Annotated in this window: 23 protein-coding genes; 14 read left to right on the top strand and 9 right to left on the bottom strand. The window is 62.5% G+C overall.

The genetic code is table 11. The annotated features are described in order from the left end of the window. Window positions 1-15: 15 nt before the first annotated feature. Window positions 16-804 carry a potassium channel family protein gene (locus AC0ZT5_RS04660; protein ID WP_488495464.1) on the top strand — a complete coding sequence of 263 codons (789 nt, stop codon included), beginning with the start codon at window positions 16-18 and terminating at the stop codon, window positions 802-804. Between the two features lie 42 nt (window positions 805-846). On the opposite strand, the gene AC0ZT5_RS04655 is transcribed toward AC0ZT5_RS04660, so the two are convergent. Together AC0ZT5_RS04655 and AC0ZT5_RS04650 are read right to left on the bottom strand one after the other, a co-directional pair. After that, window positions 847-1314, bottom strand: coding sequence for a hypothetical protein (locus tag AC0ZT5_RS04655; RefSeq protein ID WP_488495463.1), 468 nt, complete (start codon window positions 1312-1314; stop codon window positions 847-849). A 104-nt stretch (window positions 1315-1418) separates the two neighbouring features. Then, entirely contained in the window at window positions 1419-2327 is a 909-nt protein-coding gene (locus tag AC0ZT5_RS04650; protein WP_488495462.1) for a DMT family transporter, read from the bottom strand. Between the two features lie 201 nt (window positions 2328-2528). Here AC0ZT5_RS04650 and AC0ZT5_RS04645 point away from each other — a divergent pair, with 201 nt between their 5' ends. Then, on the top strand, window positions 2529-3035 hold the full coding sequence (locus AC0ZT5_RS04645; RefSeq protein WP_488495461.1) for a hypothetical protein: 507 nt from the start codon (window positions 2529-2531) through the stop codon (window positions 3033-3035). A gap of 112 nt (window positions 3036-3147) precedes the next feature. On the opposite strand, the gene AC0ZT5_RS04640 is transcribed toward AC0ZT5_RS04645, so the two are convergent. Next, entirely contained in the window at window positions 3148-4476 is a 1329-nt protein-coding gene (locus AC0ZT5_RS04640; protein ID WP_488495460.1) for a DNA polymerase IV, read from the bottom strand. A 65-nt stretch (window positions 4477-4541) separates the two neighbouring features. On the opposite strand from AC0ZT5_RS04640, the gene AC0ZT5_RS04635 reads away from it, so the two are divergent. Together AC0ZT5_RS04635 and AC0ZT5_RS04630 are read left to right on the top strand one after the other, a co-directional pair. Then, on the top strand, window positions 4542-5117 hold the full coding sequence (locus AC0ZT5_RS04635) for a GNAT family N-acetyltransferase (RefSeq protein ID WP_488495459.1): 576 nt from the start codon (window positions 4542-4544) through the stop codon (window positions 5115-5117). Window positions 5118-5320: 203 nt separating this feature from the next. Then, window positions 5321-6835, top strand: coding sequence for a hypothetical protein (locus AC0ZT5_RS04630; protein ID WP_488495458.1), 1515 nt, complete (start codon window positions 5321-5323; stop codon window positions 6833-6835). 72 nt (window positions 6836-6907) lie between these two features. Here the strand turns inward: AC0ZT5_RS04630 and AC0ZT5_RS04625 are convergent, their stop codons facing one another. Both AC0ZT5_RS04625 and AC0ZT5_RS04620 read right to left on the bottom strand, forming a co-directional pair. Continuing rightward, window positions 6908-7561 carry a hypothetical protein gene (locus AC0ZT5_RS04625; protein WP_488495457.1) on the bottom strand — a complete coding sequence of 218 codons (654 nt, stop codon included), beginning with the start codon at window positions 7559-7561 and terminating at the stop codon, window positions 6908-6910. Continuing rightward, window positions 7558-7857: a DUF3572 domain-containing protein gene (locus AC0ZT5_RS04620; protein ID WP_095087927.1), complete on the bottom strand. Its 300-nt coding sequence runs from the start codon at window positions 7855-7857 to the stop codon at window positions 7558-7560. Before AC0ZT5_RS04620 ends, AC0ZT5_RS04625 begins: the two co-directional genes overlap by 4 nt. A 224-nt stretch (window positions 7858-8081) precedes the next feature. On the opposite strand from AC0ZT5_RS04620, the gene AC0ZT5_RS04615 reads away from it, so the two are divergent. The 10 genes from AC0ZT5_RS04615 (at window position 8082) to AC0ZT5_RS04570 (ending at window position 18990) form a co-directional block, all read left to right on the top strand. Further along, window positions 8082-8453, top strand: coding sequence for a response regulator (locus AC0ZT5_RS04615; protein ID WP_095088146.1), 372 nt, complete (start codon window positions 8082-8084; stop codon window positions 8451-8453). A 33-nt stretch (window positions 8454-8486) separates the two neighbouring features. Then, window positions 8487-9860 carry a PleD family two-component system response regulator gene (locus AC0ZT5_RS04610; protein ID WP_488495456.1) on the top strand — a complete coding sequence of 458 codons (1374 nt, stop codon included), beginning with the start codon at window positions 8487-8489 and terminating at the stop codon, window positions 9858-9860. 560 nt (window positions 9861-10420) lie between these two features. Further along, a complete protein-coding gene (locus AC0ZT5_RS04605; protein WP_488495696.1) occupies window positions 10421-11914 on the top strand; it encodes an FAD-dependent monooxygenase in 1494 nt (497 codons plus the stop codon). A gap of 115 nt (window positions 11915-12029) precedes the next feature. Further along, window positions 12030-12764, top strand: coding sequence for a FadR/GntR family transcriptional regulator (locus AC0ZT5_RS04600; protein WP_488495455.1), 735 nt, complete (start codon window positions 12030-12032; stop codon window positions 12762-12764). Then, a complete protein-coding gene (locus AC0ZT5_RS04595) occupies window positions 12761-13948 on the top strand; it encodes a PLP-dependent transferase (RefSeq protein ID WP_488495454.1) in 1188 nt (395 codons plus the stop codon). Before AC0ZT5_RS04600 ends, AC0ZT5_RS04595 begins: the two co-directional genes overlap by 4 nt. A gap of 29 nt (window positions 13949-13977) precedes the next feature. Next, window positions 13978-15255 carry an ABC transporter substrate-binding protein gene (locus AC0ZT5_RS04590; RefSeq protein WP_488495453.1) on the top strand — a complete coding sequence of 426 codons (1278 nt, stop codon included), beginning with the start codon at window positions 13978-13980 and terminating at the stop codon, window positions 15253-15255. A 180-nt stretch (window positions 15256-15435) separates the two neighbouring features. Then, window positions 15436-16359: a carbohydrate ABC transporter permease gene (locus tag AC0ZT5_RS04585; protein WP_488495452.1), complete on the top strand. Its 924-nt coding sequence runs from the start codon at window positions 15436-15438 to the stop codon at window positions 16357-16359. Next, window positions 16359-17207 (top strand): carbohydrate ABC transporter permease, encoded by an 849-nt coding sequence (locus AC0ZT5_RS04580; RefSeq protein ID WP_013895215.1) that lies wholly within the window; start codon window positions 16359-16361, stop codon window positions 17205-17207. Before AC0ZT5_RS04585 ends, AC0ZT5_RS04580 begins: the two co-directional genes overlap by 1 nt. A 4-nt stretch (window positions 17208-17211) precedes the next feature. Continuing rightward, window positions 17212-18279: an ABC transporter ATP-binding protein gene (locus AC0ZT5_RS04575; RefSeq protein WP_488495451.1), complete on the top strand. Its 1068-nt coding sequence runs from the start codon at window positions 17212-17214 to the stop codon at window positions 18277-18279. Window positions 18280-18354: 75 nt separating this feature from the next. Beyond that, window positions 18355-18990: a DJ-1/PfpI family protein gene (locus AC0ZT5_RS04570; RefSeq protein ID WP_488495450.1), complete on the top strand. Its 636-nt coding sequence runs from the start codon at window positions 18355-18357 to the stop codon at window positions 18988-18990. Between the two features lie 86 nt (window positions 18991-19076). On the opposite strand, the gene rpmG is transcribed toward AC0ZT5_RS04570, so the two are convergent. The 4 genes from rpmG to AC0ZT5_RS04550 form a co-directional block, all read right to left on the bottom strand. After that, window positions 19077-19244 carry a 50S ribosomal protein L33 gene (rpmG, locus tag AC0ZT5_RS04565; RefSeq protein ID WP_006201775.1) on the bottom strand — a complete coding sequence of 56 codons (168 nt, stop codon included), beginning with the start codon at window positions 19242-19244 and terminating at the stop codon, window positions 19077-19079. A gap of 154 nt (window positions 19245-19398) precedes the next feature. Beyond that, complete coding sequence (locus AC0ZT5_RS04560) at window positions 19399-19857, bottom strand: YqfO family protein (RefSeq protein ID WP_488495449.1); 459 nt, start codon at window positions 19855-19857, stop codon at window positions 19399-19401. 118 nt (window positions 19858-19975) lie between these two features. Next, on the bottom strand, window positions 19976-21154 hold the full coding sequence (locus tag AC0ZT5_RS04555) for an MFS transporter (protein WP_184873913.1): 1179 nt from the start codon (window positions 21152-21154) through the stop codon (window positions 19976-19978). Window positions 21155-21178: 24 nt separating this feature from the next. Beyond that, complete coding sequence (locus AC0ZT5_RS04550) at window positions 21179-21919, bottom strand: NUDIX hydrolase (protein ID WP_488495448.1); 741 nt, start codon at window positions 21917-21919, stop codon at window positions 21179-21181. Window positions 21920-21924: the final 5 nt, after the last annotated feature.

Genomic DNA, 21924 nt, shown 5'->3' with positions numbered 1-21924 from the left:
GCCGCCGCGATCGTCATGAAAGCGGCGGAAGACAGCTCAACAATCGCGCAGCTTCGCGACAGGCTGCGCAAGCTTTATCACGGACGCACCCCGGCGGCTTTCCGCTTCCAGCTGGTGGCTGTCGTCATCGACCTCGCCATCATTGCTTTCTTCATCGCGACGCCGGTTCTTCAGGACAAGCCGTCATTCCTCTGGCTCGACTATGCGGTGGCCGCGCTGGTTGCTGCAGACATGGCCGCCCGCCTGCTGGCGTCGAACGACATGTTGCGGCTGATGAAGCAGCCGACATCGTGGGTCGATGCCTTCATCCTCCTGACGCTGCTGATGCCGACGGCGCTCGCCAATCTCGGCTTCCTGCGTATCCTGCGGCTGTGGTCACTGTCGCGCAGCGGGTCGCTGTGGCGGCATTTCGAAATGCGCGGACTGCGGCCTTGGCGGGAGGCGAGCCAGGCGGTCATCAATCTCTTGGCCTTCCTGTTCGTCATCACCGGCTTCGTCTACACCTTCTTCTTCCGCACCGGGACGGGGCTCGAAAACTATATCGATGCCCTTTATTTTACTGTCGCCACAGTGACGACGACAGGCTTCGGCGACATCGTCCTGCCGGGCATGGCCGGCAAGCTGACCGCGATCGCCACTATGATCATCGGCATTTCGCTGTTCGTGAGGTTGGCGCAGGCGCTGTTCCGTCCCAGCAAGGTCTTCTTTCTCTGTCCGCAGTGCGGGCTGCAGCGGCACGAGCCCGACGCCGTCCACTGCAAGGCCTGCGGCCACCTCCTCAACATACCCGACGACGGCAATTGACCGGCTTGAGACCCATCCCGCCGGAGTACACAGGTTATCCGCTCAAAACTGCGGGCCACCTATCTGGCTGTAGTTGACGCCGCCGAAGCTGATGCCGGTCAGGCCGGGAGCCGCCATCTTGCGCTTGTGACCATCGCGGCAGTCGAACACGGGCCACTCCGTCTGTTTGCAAGGGATCTCGCGGCACATTCGGCTCAGGCAATCGCCCTCGGTGAGCAAGAACAGGCTGTTGCCCAGGCGCCGAACGGTGCTTCCGTCGTCGGAACGCCAAGTCCAGGGGACGCGCAGCGAGGAAATGAAATCGCCGACAAGGCTACCGGTTCCGGAATGCGCGCGCAGGCTTGTTCGATAATGTGCCATGGACGCGGAATAGTCTGCAACGACCGTCGGGCCATAGGAGGAAGCCATAGCGCCATCCGACTCGAGAAGGTGCGTTCCCGCTTCGGCTTCCGCTTTGCCGGTAGCTACCAGCGTCGACATCAGTAAAACAGCGACGATCACAAGAGGCATCGTTGCACCATCTCACGCTTGCTCTCTTTTTCCAGGAGCGTCTCATCCCGCCGCCCCAGCTGCAAGGCGGCAACGTCGGATCAGGGCACGAAATTGTCGTAGACTCAATCTCCCCCGGACTGGATCAGGGTCTGGGACGCGGCGATCTTCGCCGGTTGTGGCGCTTTTCGCTGCAGATTGAGCAGATTGCCCATCAGGATCAGCAGTGCGCCACCGGCGGTGAAGGCGTCGATCTGCTCCTGATAGAGCAGCCAGCCGATCAGAGCCGACAGCGGCACGCGCAGGAAATCCATCGGCGAAATCACGGTAGCGTCGGCATAGGCAAGCGCCCGGGCCATGCAGAAATGCGACGACATGCCAGTGAAGGCGATCAGCAGGATCCAGGGCCACAGCTCCAGCGGCGGGTTGCGCCACTCATAGAGCGCCGGGACGAGGCCGAGTGCCGACTGAATGATCAGCATCCAGAAGATGATGCGCACGACGCTGTCCGTGCGCGTCAACGACTTGACCAACACCAGCGATACCCCGAAACAGACGGCGGCACCGAGCACGACGAGATGTCCGGGATCGACCGCGCCGACGCCGGGGCGCACGATAATCACCACGCCGATCAGCCCCAGCACAATCGCCGCAAGCCTGGGCCGGGAGAGCCTTTCGCCAAGAAAAGTCACCGCCAGGATAGCCGTCCAGATCGGTGTGGTGAATTCGATCGAGATCAACACCGCCAGCGGGATCAGCGTCAGCGCGTAGAGCCAGGCCGCCTGACCGGTATAGTGGATGACGTTGCGGGCGATATGGGCGACGGGGCGCTGCGTGCGCATGGCTGCAAAGCCGCCTCTCATCATCACCAGCGGCAGAAGGATGAAAAAGCCGATCACCGAGCGCAGTTCCAACACCTGGAAGACATTGAGCTCGGCTGTCGTTGCGCGTCCGGCGACAGACATCGCCAGGAACGAGGCGATCGACAGCGCCATCCAGAATGCGGCCTTGGGGATGGAGGGGGTGGGGACCATGCCCGCTATCTCGCAGGCCGGAGCCCTTGCCGCAATCGCTAGAGGCTGCATTCTTCTGGGCCAGTGGTGATGCCTGGATGTTGCAAAACAGTCATGCTGCGGGCGGAACCTGATACGGCAACAGGCGTTGAGTCTCGAGATTCTGCCTTGCCCTGCCTTGCAGGCGGTCCTGCCTTTTCCAAATCGACAAGGAGAGCTTCGATGAGATCATTCGCGCAATTCGGGCTTGCTGGCTGTCTGTTGGCCGCGGCTGGCACGGCACATGCCGACGAAGCCAAGTTTCTCCAGTCGTTCAATGGCAATTTCGCTGGCAAGGGCACTGTCCAGGTAACCACCGATGTGCCGAACGTTAATGTATCCTGCAGCTTCAAGTCGAATGCGACCTCAACCTCACTCTCGCTGGATGGCAATTGCCGCGGTCTCGTCTTGGTAACGCGGGCCATCAGCGCCAACTTGAAGGTCATAGGTGCGAAGTACAACGGCGTCTATGTCGGGTCTCGCACGGGGCCGGCACAGCTGAGTGGCAGCCGCTCCGGCAACGCGATCAATCTCGGCATTGGCTGGGCCAAGGAGGTCAATGGGGATCGAAAGGCGCGGATGACGGTCGAGAAGAAGGGCGAGAACGGCATCCAGCTGACTGTCACCGACACCGACCCGAAAACCGGCAAGAGCGTGGTGACGAGCAGGATCGATCTGCAGCGCACCTGACGGATGGGCCGATATTCAGGTGATGCGCCTGAGGTACGCTCCGCTCCGGTTCTCGGAAGCCAACATTCTCGGCTCGGCCTGACGTGAATCTCAACAAACCCAACAAGCAAGGTCAGTCCTCGAGCGGCTCCGGCGGGTGGGCGTCGCGGCCCTTGCCGAAAGTATAGCCGGTTTCCACCGCCCTGCGGCCGAACTTGTCGCGCAAGGCATCGATGGCGCTTTCAGCCATGGCGCGTTTGCGTGACTGGACGTCGACAAGGTCGGGCGGGTCGGCCTTGTCGTCGTCCGAGAGGTCGCTGACGCCGATGCCGAGTAGCCGATATTTCGTGCCGTCGGTTTCCTTGCGCAGGAGCTCCACTCCGGTCTGGAAGATGCGATCGGCGAGCCGGGTCGGGTCGCCGAGCTGGCGGTTGCGCGTGCGCAGCTTGAAATCCTGGGTCTTCAGCTTCAGCACCACGGTGCGCCCGGCGATGCCGGATTTCTTCAGCCGCGCCGAGACCTTTTCCGAAAGCCCCCTCAGCACCGCGACCAGCTCATCGAGCGAAGCGATGTCGATGTCGAAGGTGGTTTCGGCTGATACGCTCTTTGCGTCCTGGTCCGGATCGACGCGGCGGACGTCCTCGCCGCGCGAAAGGCGGTAGAGCCGGTCGCCCATCGTGCCGTAGCGGCGCATCAGGTCGCCACGATCCATCTGCTGCAACTGGCCGATGGTGCGGATGCCGTCGCGCTCCAGCGTGGCGTTGAACGCCTTGCCGACACCCCAGATCATCGTTACCGGCTGGGCTGCAAGGAAGCCGACCGCCTCAGCCTCGCCGATGACCGAGAAGCCGCGCGGCTTGCGGAAATCCGACGCTATCTTGGCGAGGAACTTGCAGTAGGACAGGCCGGCTGAAACGGTGATGCCGATCTCCTTCTCGACCGCAAGCGCGAAGCGCGCCAGCACCACTGCCGGCGGCAGGCCGTGCAGCCGTTCGGTGCCGGCGAGGTCGAGAAATGCCTCGTCGATCGAGAGCGGCTCGACCAGCGGCGTCAGCGCCTGCATCATGGCGCGCACCTCGCGGCCAACGCGCACGTATTTTTCCATGTTGGGGCTGATGACGACGGCCTCGGGACAGGCTTCGAGCGCCTTGAACATCGGCATTGCCGAGCGCACGCCCTGGATGCGGGCGATGTAGCAAGCGGTGGAGACAACGCCACGTTTGCCGCCGCCGATGATCAGCGGCTTGTCCTTGAGCGCCGGATTGTCGCGCTTTTCGATCGCAGCATAGAAGGCGTCGCAATCGATATGGGCCAGATGCAGCCGGTAAAGCTCGGGATGGCGGGCCAGCCGGGGGCTGCCGCAGCGCTCGCAGCGACGCGTCTGGCTGCGCTGAAACGTCAGGCAGTCGCGGCAAAAACCGTGATCGGGATTGTTGACAGGGGCCGCCATCGCTGCGAACATAAAGAGAACAGAAGCAATGGTACGACAGTGCAAGGCCTGCGACAAGGCTGGCCTGGGGAGAACGCATGAGCACGACCATAGCGCCGCTGGCGCCCGAACTCTGGGCGGATTTCGAGGACCTCTTCGGCAAGCAGGGCGCCTGCTACGGCTGCTGGTGCACGCATTTCCGGCTGGCGCCGGCGATACGGCGTGAGAGCAGCCGCGAACGCAACAAGGACCACATCAAGGCGCGCATCGAAGCTGGTCCGCCGCCAGGCCTGCTGGCATTCGAAGACGGCAAGGCGGTCGGCTGGATGCAGATCGGGCCGCGCGCCGACGTGCCCGAATGGAACAATCAGGGCAGGGGGTCGGCACCAGTCGATGCCGCCGACGCCATGGATCCGGCCGTGTGGGCGATCTCTTGCTTCTTCATCCGCACCAAGGCGCGCGGCAGGGGTATCACGCATCGCCTAGTCGAGGGCGGTATCGATTTCGCCCGCAGGAATGGCGCCCGGCTGGTCGAGGCCTGCCCGATAGACCTGTCCCGGGATTCGCGTTCGATCGGCCTGTTCGTTGGCTCGTCGCGGGTCTTCGAGAAGGCTGGTTTCGAGCGGCTTGTCGAGCGCAAGGCAGGCCGGCCGTTGATGCGGCTTGTGCTATAATCAGCTTTTGCGCCTTGGCGGTATTGTTGATCTCACCTTGCGGTTGTGGCGGCAATTTCATACCAGACGACGAGGCGTTCCTCCCAAAACGCGTTGCACGGAAACGGATTCAGTCGACGCGCTTTGGGCTTTTGTTTTATGCATGTCGTTGTCCCAAACCGCTGCGCGCTTTTGGGCAACATTAGGTCAAACGGAGAATTCGCGTGAACCGTGCCCTGCCATTCGTTTTCCTTCTTGCGTTGAGCGCGCCTGCTTTCGGCCAGACCGTCGACAGCCAGGGTGCGAAGCAACTGTCTGAAGACCTGGCCCGTTATGTCGGCAAACAGGCGCTCGACAAAGGCATTCTGAAGGTGTCGCTGGAGGGCGATGCCTACAAGATCCTGTTTGATTTTAAGGCGCTTGCCGGATCACTGCCAGATCAAAAGCTGCTGAAAGTCGACGTTGCGCCCTATGCCCTGATGGTCAAGCCGCGCAGCGACGGATCCTGGGATGTCTCGATGGATTTTTCGCAGAGCGCTTCCTTCGAGTTCAACGGGCCCGAGGGTCTGCAAAGCACGCAGTTTTCGATCAAGGACGGCAAGGGTTCCGGGGTCTACGATCCCAATCTGGCGGCCTTCACCAGCGGCAGCAGCTCGATGGCCGGCATGACGATGGCATCGAAGGATGCCAAACAGCATATGGAAGCGAGCACCGGCGCCGGCACTGCAACGATCACCGCGACCAAGTCCGCGACCGGCGGCGTCGATTTCACAACTTCGCAAAAGGTGTCTGATTTCGTCGAAACGATCAATTTCGACGATCCTGAAAGCGGGCTGAAATTCCCGGTCAACGTCAAATCGCCGGAGCTGTCGGTAGAGGCCAGCGGCAAGGGGGTGCGGACAAAGCCGCTGCTCGATCTCCTGGCATTTGCCGTGGCCAATGAAGACGAGGCGACGCTGAAGGCAAACCAGGCGCAACTCAAATCGCTTCTGCTCGCTGCCCTGCCGGTTTGGGAGCATGTCGAGGGAACCTACGGCTTCAAGGATTTCATGGTGGAAAGCCCGGTCGGCAATTTCGGCGCCATGCAGCTCAGCACTGCGTTCGCGTCCGACGGCGTCGCCCAGAATGGCAAGATCAGCTATGCCATCAAGGCGTCGGGGCTGACCGTGCCGCAACAGCTTCTGCCGAGCTGGAGCGTTGCGCTGTTGCCCACCGATGTCGACCTGAACTTCGGCGGCGCCAATATCGATCTCGACAGCATGGCGAAGAAGGCGATCGAAGCCTTTGATCTCAATCAGAATCCGCCGCTGTCGGCTGATTTCGGCGACCAGCTCAAAGCCGACTTCATGGCCAAGACGCCGAAGGTCTTCATCGGCCGCAGCACCGTGAAGAACAAGGATACCGAGATCGCCCTGGAAGGCGAAATGACCTTCCCCAACGAGAAGCCGGAGGCAAGCGTGACGGTCGACGTCACCGGCTTCGACAAGCTCGTCGAGGGCCTGCAGACGGCGGCAAAGTCGGAGCCGGAGGTGGCGCAGTACGTACCCGCAGCTCTCATGGTGAAGGGTTTTGGCAAGACGCTGCCCGATGGACGCATCGAATGGGTCGTCAACGCCAAGGCCGACGGTTCAGTCATGGTCAACGGCGTCATGGTCAAGCCGGCCGATCCGGCCGCGGATGATAGTGTCGATGACAGCGGCGACGACAGCGGCGGGGCGGGAGCGAAGCTGAATCCCTGAGGCTGGCCTCTATCTCTCTGTTTGGCGCAATTCCGGGCGGAAAACCGTTTCAAACTTTTTCCTGGAATTGCGTTAGAGCCCCAGCGCGTTCGCAATCTTCGGCGCGGCTTCGTGCCAGTCCTGGACGACTATGATGTCGTCGGGCACCGGCGGCAGGAATGCGCGCAGCGAATTGTCGGCCATCAGATGGAACAGGCCGGCATCGTCGACGGATGCCCGCACCGACGCCAGATTGTGCGGCTGATCGTCGACGAAAACCACCGGCCGGCCGGTCTTGCCGCGAAGCCTGGCCACTGCCGGTCCCTTGGCCATTTCAGTGGTCAGGAGCGGGTAGCTCAGCCCGAGTGCATCGAGATGGGCGCGACGCACGGCACGGTGCTTGTGCGGCATGGCCGTCAGCAGAATGATCTCGGCGCGATCGCCCAATCCCGTCAGGGCATCCGCGGCACCGTCGGTGATGCTCTGCCAGTCGGCTTGAGCGTCAAAGAAATCGCCCAGAAGTGCTGTGACTTCTGGCTGTTCGATCAGGCGGCCGCTTGCCGTTTCGGCGATGTTTCCGGTCAGCCGGAACGAGGCCAGCGTCAGGCCGAAACCACGCGCCTTGAGGAAATGGGGGAAAGGGCGGATGAATTCGAGCACCACGTCGTCGACATCGAGCACCAGCAGCGGGCGGCTGTCCGCCGCCAGTTCCTCGATCTGGCGCGCTGTCTCGGGATCATCGCTCATATGGAATGCTCATGGTTGTCGTCGCCCAGCGGCAGCGCCCGCAAGGCCTTGCCGACAGCTGCCGGCGGCGTGCCGGTTTCCTCGGCAAAGCGCATCAGCGTCGGCTCGTGGGCGAGAATGAACTGCAGGACGCCAGCCAGGAATCCTGGTTCGCCGGCAGCCTTGCGGATCGAATGCGCCTCGATGCCGGTGATTGCCAGAAAGCGCGGCAACAGCTCCGGATCGGAGGCGACGAAGCCCAGGGCCTTCACCGCAATCGATTCCGCTTCCTCGCGCATTGACGCTGCGTTTGCCATCACTACCTTCGGTGTGTGGAATGAGTCTCTCCCGCAGTAATGGCAAGAGATGCTTGCGGCAAGCCATTAGAGCGGCGCCCGAGGTGGAATCCAGACAGCTTTTTGCGCCACGGATTTCCGTTTCGTCAATGATATTGCCGTAGAGTGACGCAGGGTTTGGTGCGTCTTGAGATGGACGCATGACGGCCGCCTTCGAGCGGAAGGACGGCCGGGACGGGATATCGATGCCGAAGAAGGTCATGATCGTCGAGGACAATGAGCTCAATATGAAGCTCTTTCGGGACCTCATCGAAGCAAGCGGTTACGAGACCGTGCGCACCCGCAACGGCCTGGAAGCGCTCGATCTGGCGCGCAAGCACCGGCCGGATCTCATCCTGATGGATATCCAGTTGCCTGAAGTGTCGGGGCTGGAGGTGACCAAATGGCTGAAGGAGGATGACGAGCTGCACGTCATCCCGGTCATCGCGGTGACCGCCTTCGCAATGAAAGGCGACGAGGAACGCATCCGCCAGGGTGGCTGCGAAGCCTATATCTCCAAGCCGATCTCGGTGCCGCGTTTCATCGAAACCATCAAATCCTATCTGGGCGATGCATGATGCGCCCTTCCAGCCAAGCCGGAGCCTTGTGACATGACTGCACGGATCCTCGTCGTCGACGACATCCCTGCCAATGTGCGGCTGCTGGAGGTCCGGCTGCTGGCCGAGTATTTCGAGGTGTTGACCGCCACCAACGGGCCGGACGCCATCGAGACCTGCGAGAACGGCAAGGTCGATGTCGTGCTGCTCGACGTGATGATGCCCGACATGGACGGGTTCGAAGTCTGCCGGCGGCTGAAGAGCGACCCGGCGACATCGCACATTCCCGTGGTGATGATCACCGCGCTCGACCAGGTTTCCGACCGCGTGCGCGGGCTCGAAGCCGGCGCCGACGATTTCCTGACCAAGCCGGTCAACGACCTGCAACTGATGACGCGCGTCAAGAGCCTGGTCCGGCTGAAGTCGCTGACCGACGAGTTGCGGCTGCGCGCCTCGACGACGCGCAACATTGGCATCGAGGAGCTTCTGAGCCGCAATTTCGCCTCCGAGGACACGACGCCGAAAGTGCTTTTGATCGACGAGCGCACATCCTCGGTCGAGCGCATCCAGAAGATGCTGCGCGACCGCGCCGACCTCGACGTCACCAGCGATCCGCATGCCGGCTTCTTCCAGGCCGCCGAGACGTCCTACGAATGCGTAATGATCTCGACGGCCTTTGCCGATTTTGATCCGCTCCGGCTCTGTTCGCAGTTGCGCTCGCTCGACCGCACCCGTTTCGTCCCGATCATCCTGCTGGCGGAGGCGGGCGAGGAGGAGCGCATCATTCGTGGCCTTGAGCTCGGCATCAACGACTATCTGATGCGGCCGATCGACCAGCAGGAACTGACGGCACGGTTGCGCACCCAGGTGCGCCGCAAGCGCTATAACGACCAGCTGCGCGCCAGCGTCACCCAAACCATCGAAATGGCGGTGACCGACGGGCTGACCGGGCTGCACAATCGCCGTTATCTCGACAGCCATCTGCAGACGCTGTTCGATCGCGCGGTGGCGCGGCGGCGGCCGCTGTCGGTGATGATCACCGACCTCGACCGTTTCAAGTCGATCAACGATGCGCACGGCCATGACGGCGGCGATGAGGTGTTGCGGGAATTTGCGCGACGGTTGCGCAAGAATGTCAGGGGTATCGACCTTGCCTGCCGCTTTGGCGGCGAGGAGTTCGTCGTGGTCATGCCGGACACAGATGGAACGGTTGCCGAAAAGGTGGCCGAACGCATTCGCGCCGAAATTGCCCAGGCGCCTTTTGCCATCGGCCCGGACGGCAAGACGACCGAAGTCACCGTCAGTGTCGGCGTGTCGTCTGTGCTGAAGGGGGTGGACACGGTGGCGGCGCTGATGAAACGTGCCGACCTCGCGCTCTACGAAGCCAAGAGCGGCGGCCGCAACCGCGTTGTCGCCAAGGCGGCGTAAACCGCAAAGGCCCGATTATCCAGTCAACCCGATAGGGTTACCCGTTTACCTTAATCCAAGCGATTCGCGAGCCTTGGTTAAGAAATGGTTGATTTTCATAAGCTCTTGCGCAAGTGTGCAGGCCAAGACGAAGCCGGCACGAGGATAGACAGCCGGCTCGATCCCTAGAAATACCCCATGATGCTCAGGTCCGCCGCATCTCCTGGGTCCGTGGGGTCGGCCGGCCGGCGCTGGCACATAGTGGCCTCCTCGTACCGCTGCCAAACGCCGACCGGCCCCCTCTCCAGACAAAACAACAGAGCTCCGTGCCAAGGCACGGACGACTCTGCTTTTTTCGTGTGAAAAATCCGGGTCCGATTCTCTTCGATCAACAGCGAGCCAAGTGACGCGCCCTTGTCACTGCGCGAGCAGTTTTGTTCGTGGCTGGAGACCTGAAGGGAAGAGTACTCTCTCCACTTCATACATATGGCGCACAAGGGGATTGCGGCAAGACCGGGCTCCTCCCGTAAAACCGTCGGCCTGAACAACGGCAAGAAACGGGAGTGACCGTAATGCCTGTAATGACCGATCATGCGGTGGTGATTGCCGGAGGCGGCCCGACAGGGTTGATGCTGGCAGCAGAACTCGCCCTGGCGAATGTCGACGTTGCCATTGTCGAGCGGCGTTCCAACCAGGAGCTTGTTGGCTTGCGTGCGGGCGGCCTGCATGCACGCACGATCGAGGTCCTGGATCAGCGTGGGATCGCCGACCGGTTCTTGTCGCAAGGACAACGCTTTCAGGCCGTCGGCTTCCACATGATCCGGCTGGATATCAGCGACTTTCCAACGCGGCACAACTGCCTGCTCGGGCTGCGTCAAAACCACATTGAACGGATATTGGCCGGCTGGGTCGACGAGTTGAAAGTGCCGATCTACCGCGGGCAGGAGGTTGTGGCGTTCGCGCAAGACGACAGCGGGGTCATCATCGAGTTGGCCAATGGCCAACGTACGAAGACACATTATCTGGTGGGCTGTGACGGGGGGCGAAGCATCATCCGAAAAGCAGCCGGCATCGAATTCGCAGGATGGGATCCGACGATGAGCTGGATGATCGCCGAGGTCGAGATGTCTGAGGAGCCGTCATTGGGCTTTCGGAACACCGACTCCGGTATCCACGCTTTGGGCAAGACCGGGGAGGGTGGGACAGTCGGCGTCGTGCTGACAGAACCGCGACTGAAGACCGGCGGAGAGTCCACGCTTCGCGATCTCAGCAAGGCGCTGGTTGCCATCTATGGGACCGACTTTGGTGTCCACAGTCCGACTTGGCTCTCGCGCTTTACCGACATGACGCGGCAAGCCGCGACCTACCGCGACGGACGCGTCCTGCTAGCGGGCGATGCCGCGCACATCCATCCCCCGATGGGCGGGCAGGGCCTCAACATCGGTGTGCAGGATGCGGTGAACCTCGGCTGGAAGTTGGCGCAGGTGGTTAAGCGGATCTCATCGGAGAGCCTCCTCGATACCTACCATGCCGAGCGCCACCCGGTCGCCGCCCGTGTCTTGCAGAACACGATGGCGCAGGTTGCGCTTCGGCGTATGGACGACCGCGGCAAGGCGATGGGCGACATCGTTGCCGAACTGCTCGGGATGGACGAACCGCGCAGACGGATGGCCGGCGAGATGTCCGGTCTGGGTGTTCACTACAATCTCGGCGAGGGGCATCCTCTGCTTGGCCGGCGGATGCCCGACCTCGACCTGCTGACTGCCAGCGGCCCGCTGCCGGTCTTTGCCCTGCTGCACCAAGCCCGGCCGGTCATGCTCAACTTTGGTCAGCCAGGCGGCTTCGACATCACACCGTGGGCTGATCGGGTCCAGCAGATCGACGCCACATATTCCGGGCCATGGGAGCTTCCGGTCCTTGGTCCCGTCGCCCCACCGACCGCCGTGTTGATCCGGCCCGACGGCTATGTGGCCTGGGTAGGGGATGGAACCCCTCTTGGACTTGCCGAGGCGCTGACCGCATGGTTCGGCCCGCCTGCCGTGGCGCCGCAGCCAAAACGAAGTCGACGCACGTAACCTCCTGAAATGCATCTCGTCGCCGCTTGTGGCGGCGCGGTCTGCTGACAACCGATTGACAGGAGCTTTTTTCCATGCAGAAATTGGTTGGACCATTGGACCACTTGGAGAGAGCGTGGACCAGAACAGCCTGCCACCCATTCAGACGACGGCGCGCGATGACGCCGTGCTGAAGGCGTTGGTCGGGTTTGTTCGCGCCGAAGCCTTGCAGCCCGGCGAGCGACTTCCGACAGAGCGTATTCTGGCCGAACGGCTGAAGGTCAGCCGCAACACGGTGCGTGAGGCTCTGACGCGCTGGGAAGGGCTCGGTCTGGTCGAGCGCCGGCAAGGCAGCGGCACCTATCTCAAGGCGGCCGTCTCACCCGACATGCTGCATATGCCGCTGACGCTGGCGGGCGGCAATGATTTCACCAGCCTGATGCAGACGCTGGAAATCCGCCGCGCGCTGGAGGCCGAGGCCGCCGCACTCTGTGCCGAGCGTGCAAGCCAGACCGACATTGCCGAGATCGCGCGCAAGCTCGACATCATGGAGCAGGCGTTTCGCACGCGCGACGGCATGTCGTCGGAAGAGGACTGGGAGTTCCATCAGGCGATCTACCGGGTCTCGGGCAATCCGCTGTTCGAGCAGATCATCGCCGCAATGCATGAGCTGTTCCACCGTTTCTGGGAGCATCCGCTCGGCGTGCGCGACTTCGGCCACGCCAGCTTTCCCTATCACCGCACCATTTACGAATGCATCGCCGCGCGCGACGCGCAGGGCGCCCGCGCCGAGGCGCTCAAGCTGATCGCCACCGTCGAGGACGATCTGAAGCGCGGCGCGGCCAAACTCAAACTTTCGAGCCAGACATGACCGAGCACCCATCCGGTTTCGACCACGATTATCTCGCTGAGGCGGCAACACTGCTGGCGCATGACGAGCCATTCCCGGGCGGCGCGGTGGTGCCGCCGATCTACCAGACCTCGCTGTTCACCTTCGCCAACTATGCCGAGATGGCCGACACCTTCGCTGGCAAACGAAAGCAGCCGATCTATTCGCGCGGCGACAATCCGACGGTGATGGAGTTCGAGGCGCGTGTGGCCGCGCTCGAGGGCGCTGAGGCCGCGCGCGGCTTTTCCAGCGGCATGGCCGCGATCAGCGCCACCGTGCTTGCCTTTGTCGGTGCCGGCGAGCGCATTGTGGCGGTGCGCAATTGCTACGGCGATGCCTACCGGCTGTTCGAGCGGCTCTTGCCGCGGCTCAACATCAAGGTCGACTACGTCGATGGCTCCGACCCGGACGCGGTCGCCGCGGCACTTCCCGGTGCCAAGCTGCTCTACCTTGAAAGCCCGACCTCGATGATGTTCGAGCTGCAGGACATCGCGCATCTGACGCGGATGGCCAAGGAGCAGGGCATCGTCACCAGCATCGATAATTCCTGGGCGACGCCGGTGTTCCAGAAGCCGATCACGCACGGCGTCGACCTGGTGCTGCACTCGGCGTCGAAATATCTCGGTGGCCACAGCGACACCGTCGCCGGCGTCGTGGCGGGATCCGCCGCCCATATCAAGCATATCAACGAGCAGACCTATTCCTATCTCGGCGGGAAGATGTCGCCGTTCGAGGCCTGGCTGCTGCTGCGCGGCTTGCGCACCCTGCCGCTCCGGCTGCCGCACCACATGAAGAGCGGCCTGACGCTCGCCGAGCGGCTGAAGGCGCATGCCAATGTCGAGCGCGTCAACCATCCAGCCTATTCGAACCATCCGGGCAAGGCGACGCTGGCCGGCTATGCCGGGCTGTTCTCCTTCGAGGTGACGGACGATATCGACATCCCCGTCTTCGTCGACGCGCTCAACTATTTCCGCATCGGCGTCAGCTGGGGCGGGCATGAGAGCCTGGTCGTGCCTGCCAAGGCGTCGCTCGAGCAGACGCCGGGCCTGAATTCGATGGCGCGCTTCGGCGTCAGCCCCCGAACCATCCGCTTCAATGTCGGATTGGAAAGTGTCGAAGACCTGTGGGCGGACGTCGCCCAGGCCTTCGAAAAAGCCAGAAAATAACAAGCGGGTTCAAAATGGGAGTCTTGAACATGAAAAAACTAACCGTCATGCTTGCCACCGTTGCGGGGCTGGCGATTTCCGCCGGAAGCGCTGTGGCCGATTCGACCCTCAAGATGGTCGAAGTCATCACCAGCCCGCCGCGCACCGAATTCCTGAAGAAACAGATCGCCGAATTCGAAACCGCCAATCCCGGCGTCAAGGTCGAGCTGATCTCGCTGCCCTGGGGCCAGGCTTTCGAAAAATTCCTGACCATGGTGCAGGCCGGTGACACGCCTGACGTGGTCGAGATGCCGGAACGCTGGATGGGCCTCTATGCCAACAATGCCCAGCTCGAGGACCTCGGCCCCTACATGGCCAAGTGGGACGACGCCAAGACGCTCGGCGAGCGCGCCAAGCAGTTTGGCTCGACCGTCAACAACACGCAGTTCATGATCCCGTACGGCTATTATGTAAACGCGCTGTTCTGGAACAAGAAGCTGTTCAAGGAAGCCGGCCTTGACGGCCCGCCGGCGACACTCGACGATTTCGTCGCCGACTCCAAGAAGATCTCGGCCCTTCCGGGCAAATACGGCTACTGCCTGCGCGGCGGTCCGGGCGCCTTCAACGGCATGCACATGTTCATGAATATCGCCGCCGGCAAGGGTGGCTACTTCAACGAGGATGGCACCTCGACCATCAACGACGAAGGTTCGGTCAAGGGTCTGCAGATGCTGGCCGACATGTACAAGAACGGGCTGGCGCCGAAGGATGCGGTGAGCTGGGGCTTCAACGAGACGGTCACCGGCTTCTATTCCGGTACCTGCGCCATGCTTAACCAGGATCCGGACGCACTGCTCGGCATCGCCGACAAGATGAGCGCCGACGACTTCGCCGTGGCGCCATTGCCGGTCGGACCGAGCGGCAAGTCCTATCCGACGCTCGGCTATGCCGGCTGGGCGATGTTCGCCAACTCGCAGCACAAGGACGACGCCTGGAAGCTGATGGCGACGCTTTTGTCCCCCAAGGACAATCTGGAATGGGCCAAGGAGGTCGGCGTCGTCCCGATCCACAACGGCGCCGACCAGGATCCCCATTTCAAGACCGAACAGTTCAAGGGCTGGTTCACGGAGCTGAGCGACACGTCCAAGTATGAAATGGTGACGCCACCGACGCATCTGGAGAACCTCGGCAATTTCGTCGACCAGGTGGCGATCAAGAATTTCCAGGAAGTGCTGCTTGGCCAGAAGACGGCCAAGGACGTCGCCGACCAATGGGCTGCCTTCCTGACCAAGGAACAGCAGGACTGGCTGGCGAAGAACAAGAAGTAGTTTTGTTCCCTTCTCCCCGTTCACGGGGAGAAGGTGTCACGAACTGACGGATTAGGGGCGACGCCATCGTTTGAAGGTTCGCGCAGCCCCTCATCGGCCTGCCGGTATCTTCTCCCCGTGAAACGGGGAGAAGGACGCCGTCGCCGACGCCGGCATCCACCATTCACCGTAGAGCCCCCAATGACCTATGCCGTGTCCGAAATACGATCCGTCGGCAAGCCACGTCGCAAGTGGCGATCGCACGCTGCCATCGAGCCCTGGCTCTATCTCAGCCCGGCGATCATCCTTCTGGTCGTGGTGCTTCTGGTGCCGCTGGTCATCGGCATCAGCTACTCCTTCCGAAAATTCTCCGCTTTCAAGTCGGAATATGTCGGGCTCGGACAGTATCGGGCGATGCTGTCGGACCCGGTGCTGGGGCAGGCGCTGGTCAACACGCTCTGGTGGACGGTCGCCAGCCTGTTCTTCCAGTTCTTCCTCGGTCTTGGCCTGGCGCTGCTGCTCGACAAGCCATTCCCAGGCCGCAAGGTGGTGCAGGCCCTGGTGTTCCTGCCCTGGGCGGTGCCGTCCTTCCTGTCAGGCCTGACCTGGGCCTGGCTGTTCAATCCGATCATCGGCCCATTGCCGCACTGGCTGTATGCATTGGGGCTGAAGGCCGAACCGACCAATGTTCTGTCCGATCCCTCGACCGCCATGTGGGGGCCGATCGTCGCCAATATCTGGTTCGGCATTCCGTTCTTCGCCATCACGCTTCTGGCGGCGCTGAAATCCATTCCATCGGAACTGCATGAGGCGGCGGCAATCGACGGCGCTTCGCCCTGGCAGCGCTTCACCAAGGTGACTCTGCCGTTCCTGGCGCCGACGATCGCCATCACCGTGATGCTGCGCACCATCTGGATCGCCACCTTCGCCGACCTCATCTTCGTCATGACCGAGGGCGGACCGGCCGGCTCGACCAACACGGTGCCGGTCTACATCTATGTCAGCGCCTTCAAGTCGCTGGACAAAGGCTATGCCTCGGCGGTGGCCGTGCTGCTGCTCGTCCTGCTCATTGCCTATGCGATCGCGCTGATCGGCATCCGCCGCTCCCTGGTGAGGCACGTCTGATGATCGCAGGACGCTCAGCCTCGCAGCGCTTTTTCGGCGGCATCGGCCTCTACGCCGCCATCGCGGCTTACGTGATCTTTGCACTGTTTCCGATCTACTGGACGCTGAAGATCTCGGTCACGCCGGAGCGGCTTCTCTATTCCGAAGGCATCACCTTCTGGCCGTCGCAGATGACGTTGCAAAACTTCGTCACCGTGCTCGAGGCCACCGATTTCCCGCGCTATTTCCTCAACAGCGTCATCGTCTCGGTGTCGACGGCGGCACTGGTGACGGTCATCGCCACGCTCGCCGGTTACGCCATGTCGCGCTTCACCTTTCGCGGCAAGGCGGCACTGGCGCTAATGCTGCTTTTGACACAGACCTTCCCGCTGGTGATGGTCATTCCGCCGATCTACCGCGTCATGGGGCAGATCGGGCTGATCAACAGCCTGACCGGGCTGATCATCATCTACACCGCCTTCAACACCGCCTTCGCCACCTTCCTGATGCAATCCTTCTTCGACGGCATTCCGAAGGACCTGGAAGAGGCGGCGATGATCGACGGCTGCACGCGCGCGCAGGCAATGCGCAAGGTGATCGTGCCGCTGACGCTGCCGGGCATGGGCGCGACGCTCGGCTTCGTCTTCACCGCCGCCTGGAGCGAGCTTCTGTTCGCGCTGATGCTGATTTCCAGCGACGACCAGAAGACCTTCGCGGTCGGCCTGCTCACCTTCATCGGCAAGTTCGCCGTCGACTGGGGGCAGATGATGGCGGCGTCCATCCTGGCGCTGATCCCGGTCTGCATCTTCTTCGCTTTCCTGCAACGCTATCTCGTCACCGGCCTGACCGCCGGCGCCGTCAAAGGATAGATCGATGGCCTCTGTTACGCTCGATAAGGTCCGCAAGGATTATGGCACTGTCCGTGTCCTGCACGCGGTCGACCTTGAAATCGCCGATGGCGAGTTCGTCGTCCTGGTTGGTCCGTCAGGCTGCGGCAAGTCCACGCTTCTGCGCATGATCGCCGGGCTGGAGGAGGCTTCCGGCGGTGAGATCCGCATCGGCGAGCGGCTGGTCAACGACGTCGCGCCGAAGGACCGCGACATCGCTATGGTGTTCCAGTCCTACGCGCTCTACCCGCATATGGATGTATCGAAGAACATGGGTTTCAGCCTGATGCTGCGCAAGGCCGAGAAGCCGGCGATCGACGCGCGGGTGGATGGTGCGGCCAAGCGGCTCGGGCTCGACACGTTCCTGCAGCGCCTGCCGCGGCAATTGTCCGGCGGCCAGCGCCAGCGCGTCGCCATGGGCCGCGCCATCGTGCGCGATCCCAAGGTGTTTCTGTTCGATGAGCCGCTGTCGAACCTCGACGCCAAGCTGCGCGTCCATATGCGCGCCGAGATCAAGGCGCTGCACCAGCAGCTGAAGACCACCTCGGTCTATGTGACCCACGACCAGATCGAGGCGATGACCATGGCCGATAGGATCGTCGTCATGCATGACGGGCTGATCCAGCAGGTCGGCGCGCCGCTGGATCTCTATGACCGGCCGACCAACATGTTCGTCGCCGGCTTCATCGGCTCACCGGGTATGAATTTCCTGCCAGCGACGGTGCGAAAGGGGGGCACATCGGGCGCCGTGCTGGCCGACGGCCAGGCGTTGCGCCTGCCGGATGGCCTGCCGCTGAACGACGGTGACATCATCACCGTCGGTCTGAGGCCCGAGCACATCAGGCTGGCCGATGACGGCGAATTGCAGGGCGAGGTGGGGGTGGTGGAGCCGCTCGGGCTTTCGACGCAGTTCTACGTCAAGCTGGCTGGCCAGCAACTTTGCGTCTTCGCCATGGGCCGCGCCGGCGTGAAAACCGGCGACGTGATACGGCTGTCGGCCGACCCGGCGTCGCTGCATCTGTTCGATCCCAAAAGCGGTGATCGCATTGGCTAAACCGGTGCCGGCTGCTGCATAGTGATTTGCGGAAGCAGGAGGAGGGGGAGGCCATGAAACTCGGAATTCCGGTCTATGACGGCGTGGATCTGCTCGACGTGGCCGGGCCCGGCGAAAGGTCTCGATTGCCAGATCCTCTCCGCCGACGGCGGCCCGGTCACGACCGTGAACGGGTTGCGGTTCGAAGCCCATGCCAGCTTTGCCGAAACGCCAAGGCTCGATGTCCTGTGGGTCCCGGGCGGTGCGCCGGAAGCGTTGGGCGCAATCATGTCGAATGCCAATTCGCCTTTTCTCGCCTACCTCCTAAAAGTGGCGGTGGATGCGCTCTGGGTTTGCTCGGTATGCGAGGGGGCTCTGCTACTCGCACGCGCCGGGCTGCTCGACGGTCACAAAGCCACGACCCATTGGGCGTTCGTCAAATGCCTGCAGAGTTTCCCCAAGATCGAGGTCGATACGACGCATGCGCGCTTCATCAAATCCGGCAACCGGCTGACCGGTGGAGGCATTTCATCAGGCCTCGACGAGGCCTTGAAGCTGATCGCGCTGCTGTTCGATGAGGCGACGGCAGAGGCGGTGCAGGTCACCACGCAGTATTTTCCGCGTCCGCCGGTGGCCGGCAAAATTCCAGCCACGCCGGCCTGCCCGGTGAAATGGCGATCCAGGCGACCGCGGCATCACGGCAATTCTGAAGAAATTCCGGGAAAAGCGTAACGCCGTAACGGACTGCCGTCCGATGGTCCTGCAAACGAAAACGCCGCCCATTGGGCGGCGTTTCGGCATTTTTTTGAGAAACCAGATTACTTGATCTTGGTTTCCTTGAACTCGACGTGCTTCTTGGCGACCGGGTCGTATTTGCGGAACGACAGCTTGTCGGTCTTGGTGCGGCTGTTCTTGCTGGTCACGTAGAAGAAACCGGTGTCGGCGGTCGACAGAAGCTTGATCTTGATGTTTGCGGCTTTGGCCATGATTTCAGTCCGTTATGTTCGTGGGGTTTTGGCCGCTGGAGCACGGGGAAACACCCGGACGCGGGAAACTTGGCGCGACACATAAAGAACGTGCCTGGAAAGTCAAGCCCGGCGGAGCTCATACCATCCGCCGGAACTGGCCAGTGGCCTCAAATCATGCGCTTTCTCTCGCGGGCGCCGCAACCTTCTTCCAGTCTCCGGTTGTGTTCCACCAGCGATTCGGATTGGCGCGGTCGTCCAGTCCCTTGGAACGGCTGGCCAGGATCGGCTGGATGCGGATCACCGGCTCCTGATAGGAGTGCGCCTGGAAAATCGCCTCGGCGACGCGCGCGGCCAGCGCCTGGTCGTCGGGGAGTTCGAACGAAACCTCGACCGTGCCGGGGCGCCGCCGCAACTCGGTCTCGGCGCCGGCGGCCGCACCGTCGAGCGGCCTGTAGTGTTCGATGCCATGTGCCGACTGATAGGCGTTGCGGTCATATTTGCCCATCGCCAGCGGTGCTATCGCCACGACCGCATCCATGATGCGGTCGACATCGGCGGCCGGCGCCTGAAAGGTCACAAGCAGGAGCAATGTCATTCGCAATGAAGTGGTTTCAAAGCCGCTGTCGATCATGGGAGGATCCTCAACTTCATATATTTTGAGGCAACCTTATAACCGGGGGCTGCTGACACGGTTCTGTCAGCAGCCTGTCGTGTCGCCTGGTGAAATGCAGGCTGGAAGCAGCGTCGCGCTACAGGAGGATCTTGCGGATGAGCCTGACGCTGACCAGGCCGATGTAGGCAGCGAAGAACAGGCCGAGCGACCAGCCGAAGCCGGACGGACCGAACGCATCCATGCCGATGCCGATCGCTTGCGGGCCGAGCACCATGCCGACGCCGTAGCAGAGCACGAAGGCGGCGTTGGCCGACGCGAGTTCGTGGCCGGAAAGCTGCGAGCCGAGATGGGCAAGGCCGATCGTGTACATGGCTGCAACGACGCCGCCCCAGACGAACAGAAGGGCCGCCATCAGGTGCCAGTTCTGCGCAAAGAAGGGCATGAAGACCGTGCCGGCAAGGCCGACGGTGGCGCAGGCAATCAGCAGATAGCGGCGGTCGCTGACGCGGTCGCTGATCATGCCGATCGGGATCTGCAGCAGCACATTGCCGAGGCCGATCATGGTCAGTAGGAGGGCTGCGTCGGCTTCGGAGTAGCCGATGCGGTTGCCATAGACCGGGAACAGCGCAAAGCCGCCGGTTTCGACCGCGCCGAACACCAGCACGGCGGCGGTTGCCGAGGGCACCAGCCAGATGTAGCGCAGGAAATTGCTGGTTTCGCCATCGGAGGCGATGGTCGGGCTCTCGTTGCGCGCCGCCAGCACCGGAATGGCGGCCAGCGTCACCAATGCGATGATGACGCCGAATGGCCTGAAGCCCGAACTGCCGAGATGGGCGAACAGCCACGGCCCCGCGGCAAAGCCGAGCGACAGGACAGTGGCGTAGATGCCGAGGACAAGGCCACGCCGATGCGGCGGCGCCGAGGTGCTGATCCAGAACTCCGATAGGATGAACAGCACCGTCAGCGCGATGTGCAGCACGATGCGAAGTGGAAACCACATCCAGAAATCCGGCGCGAAGTGGAAGCCGACGAAGGCCAGGGCGCCGGTGGCAATCATGGCAATCATCGTCCAGGCCACGCCGAAGCGCATGGCGAGTGGCGTGGCCAGTGGGGCACCGGCGATCGAAGCCAGGCCGGCGACGGCCGTGTTGAGGCCGATCATCGACGCCGAATGGCCGCGCGTTTCGAGAATGACGCTGAGCAGCGGCATCCCGAGGCCGATAGCGATGCCGACGACGCTGATCGACGAGATCGCCGCCACCATCGGCAGCCAGTGTACGCGTTCGTCGCCCTGTGGTTGGGTATCGACCGTCATGGGGATGTCTGAATACTCGATGTTCTACAGAATTTCGCGGGTGAAGCGGTTGCGGACAAGCCGGTAGAAGGGCACGGGACCGCCGGGACGCAACTGCGGATCATGGGCGAGGCGCTTTTCCAGCTCGTCCAGGATCGTTCGGGTGATGTCGGGTATGTCGGCTTCCCTGGCCTTGGCCAGCGGCAGCCAGACCAGCTCTTCGAGTTCATTGGTCGGGCCGCCACCCGGCAGTTCGACGGCGACATCGTCGCGCCAGGCGCTGAAGAAACGTGTATCGAAGCGGCGCACCCGGTTGGGCGGCGTGATGGCGCGCGCGACGAAGCGCAGCATGTCGAGAGAGGGTTGCACGCCGTGTTCGGCAAAGCCCTGCCAATCGGGTCTGGCGGTGGCGAAAGCACCTTTGCGGCCGATCAGCAGCCCGGCTTCCTCATAGGTCTCGCGAATCGCCGACAGGGCAATGGCGCGGGCCCGCGCAACACTTGTGCGGCCCGGCCCGGCGATCAACTTTGCTTCCTGCTCCGGATGCAATGCGGCGGCGACCGCGATGCGGCTGTCGGCCGGATCGGTGCGGCCGCCGGGAAAGACGAATTTGCCTGGCATGAAGGCGTGGCCGGCATGACGACGGCCCATCAGGACCAGCACCTCGTCGCCCTCGCGGTCGAGCAGGATCAGGGTCGCCGCGTCGCGCGGACGAATTGGCTGGTCGCTGTGAGCGATCATGCTCCGCTCGATCCTGTCGACTTCCGCCTTGGTCATACCGTCCATGCGCA

The organism is Mesorhizobium sp. CNPSo 4670 (assembly GCF_057784235.1).
This window is presented reverse-complemented; position numbering and strand designations above follow the sequence as displayed.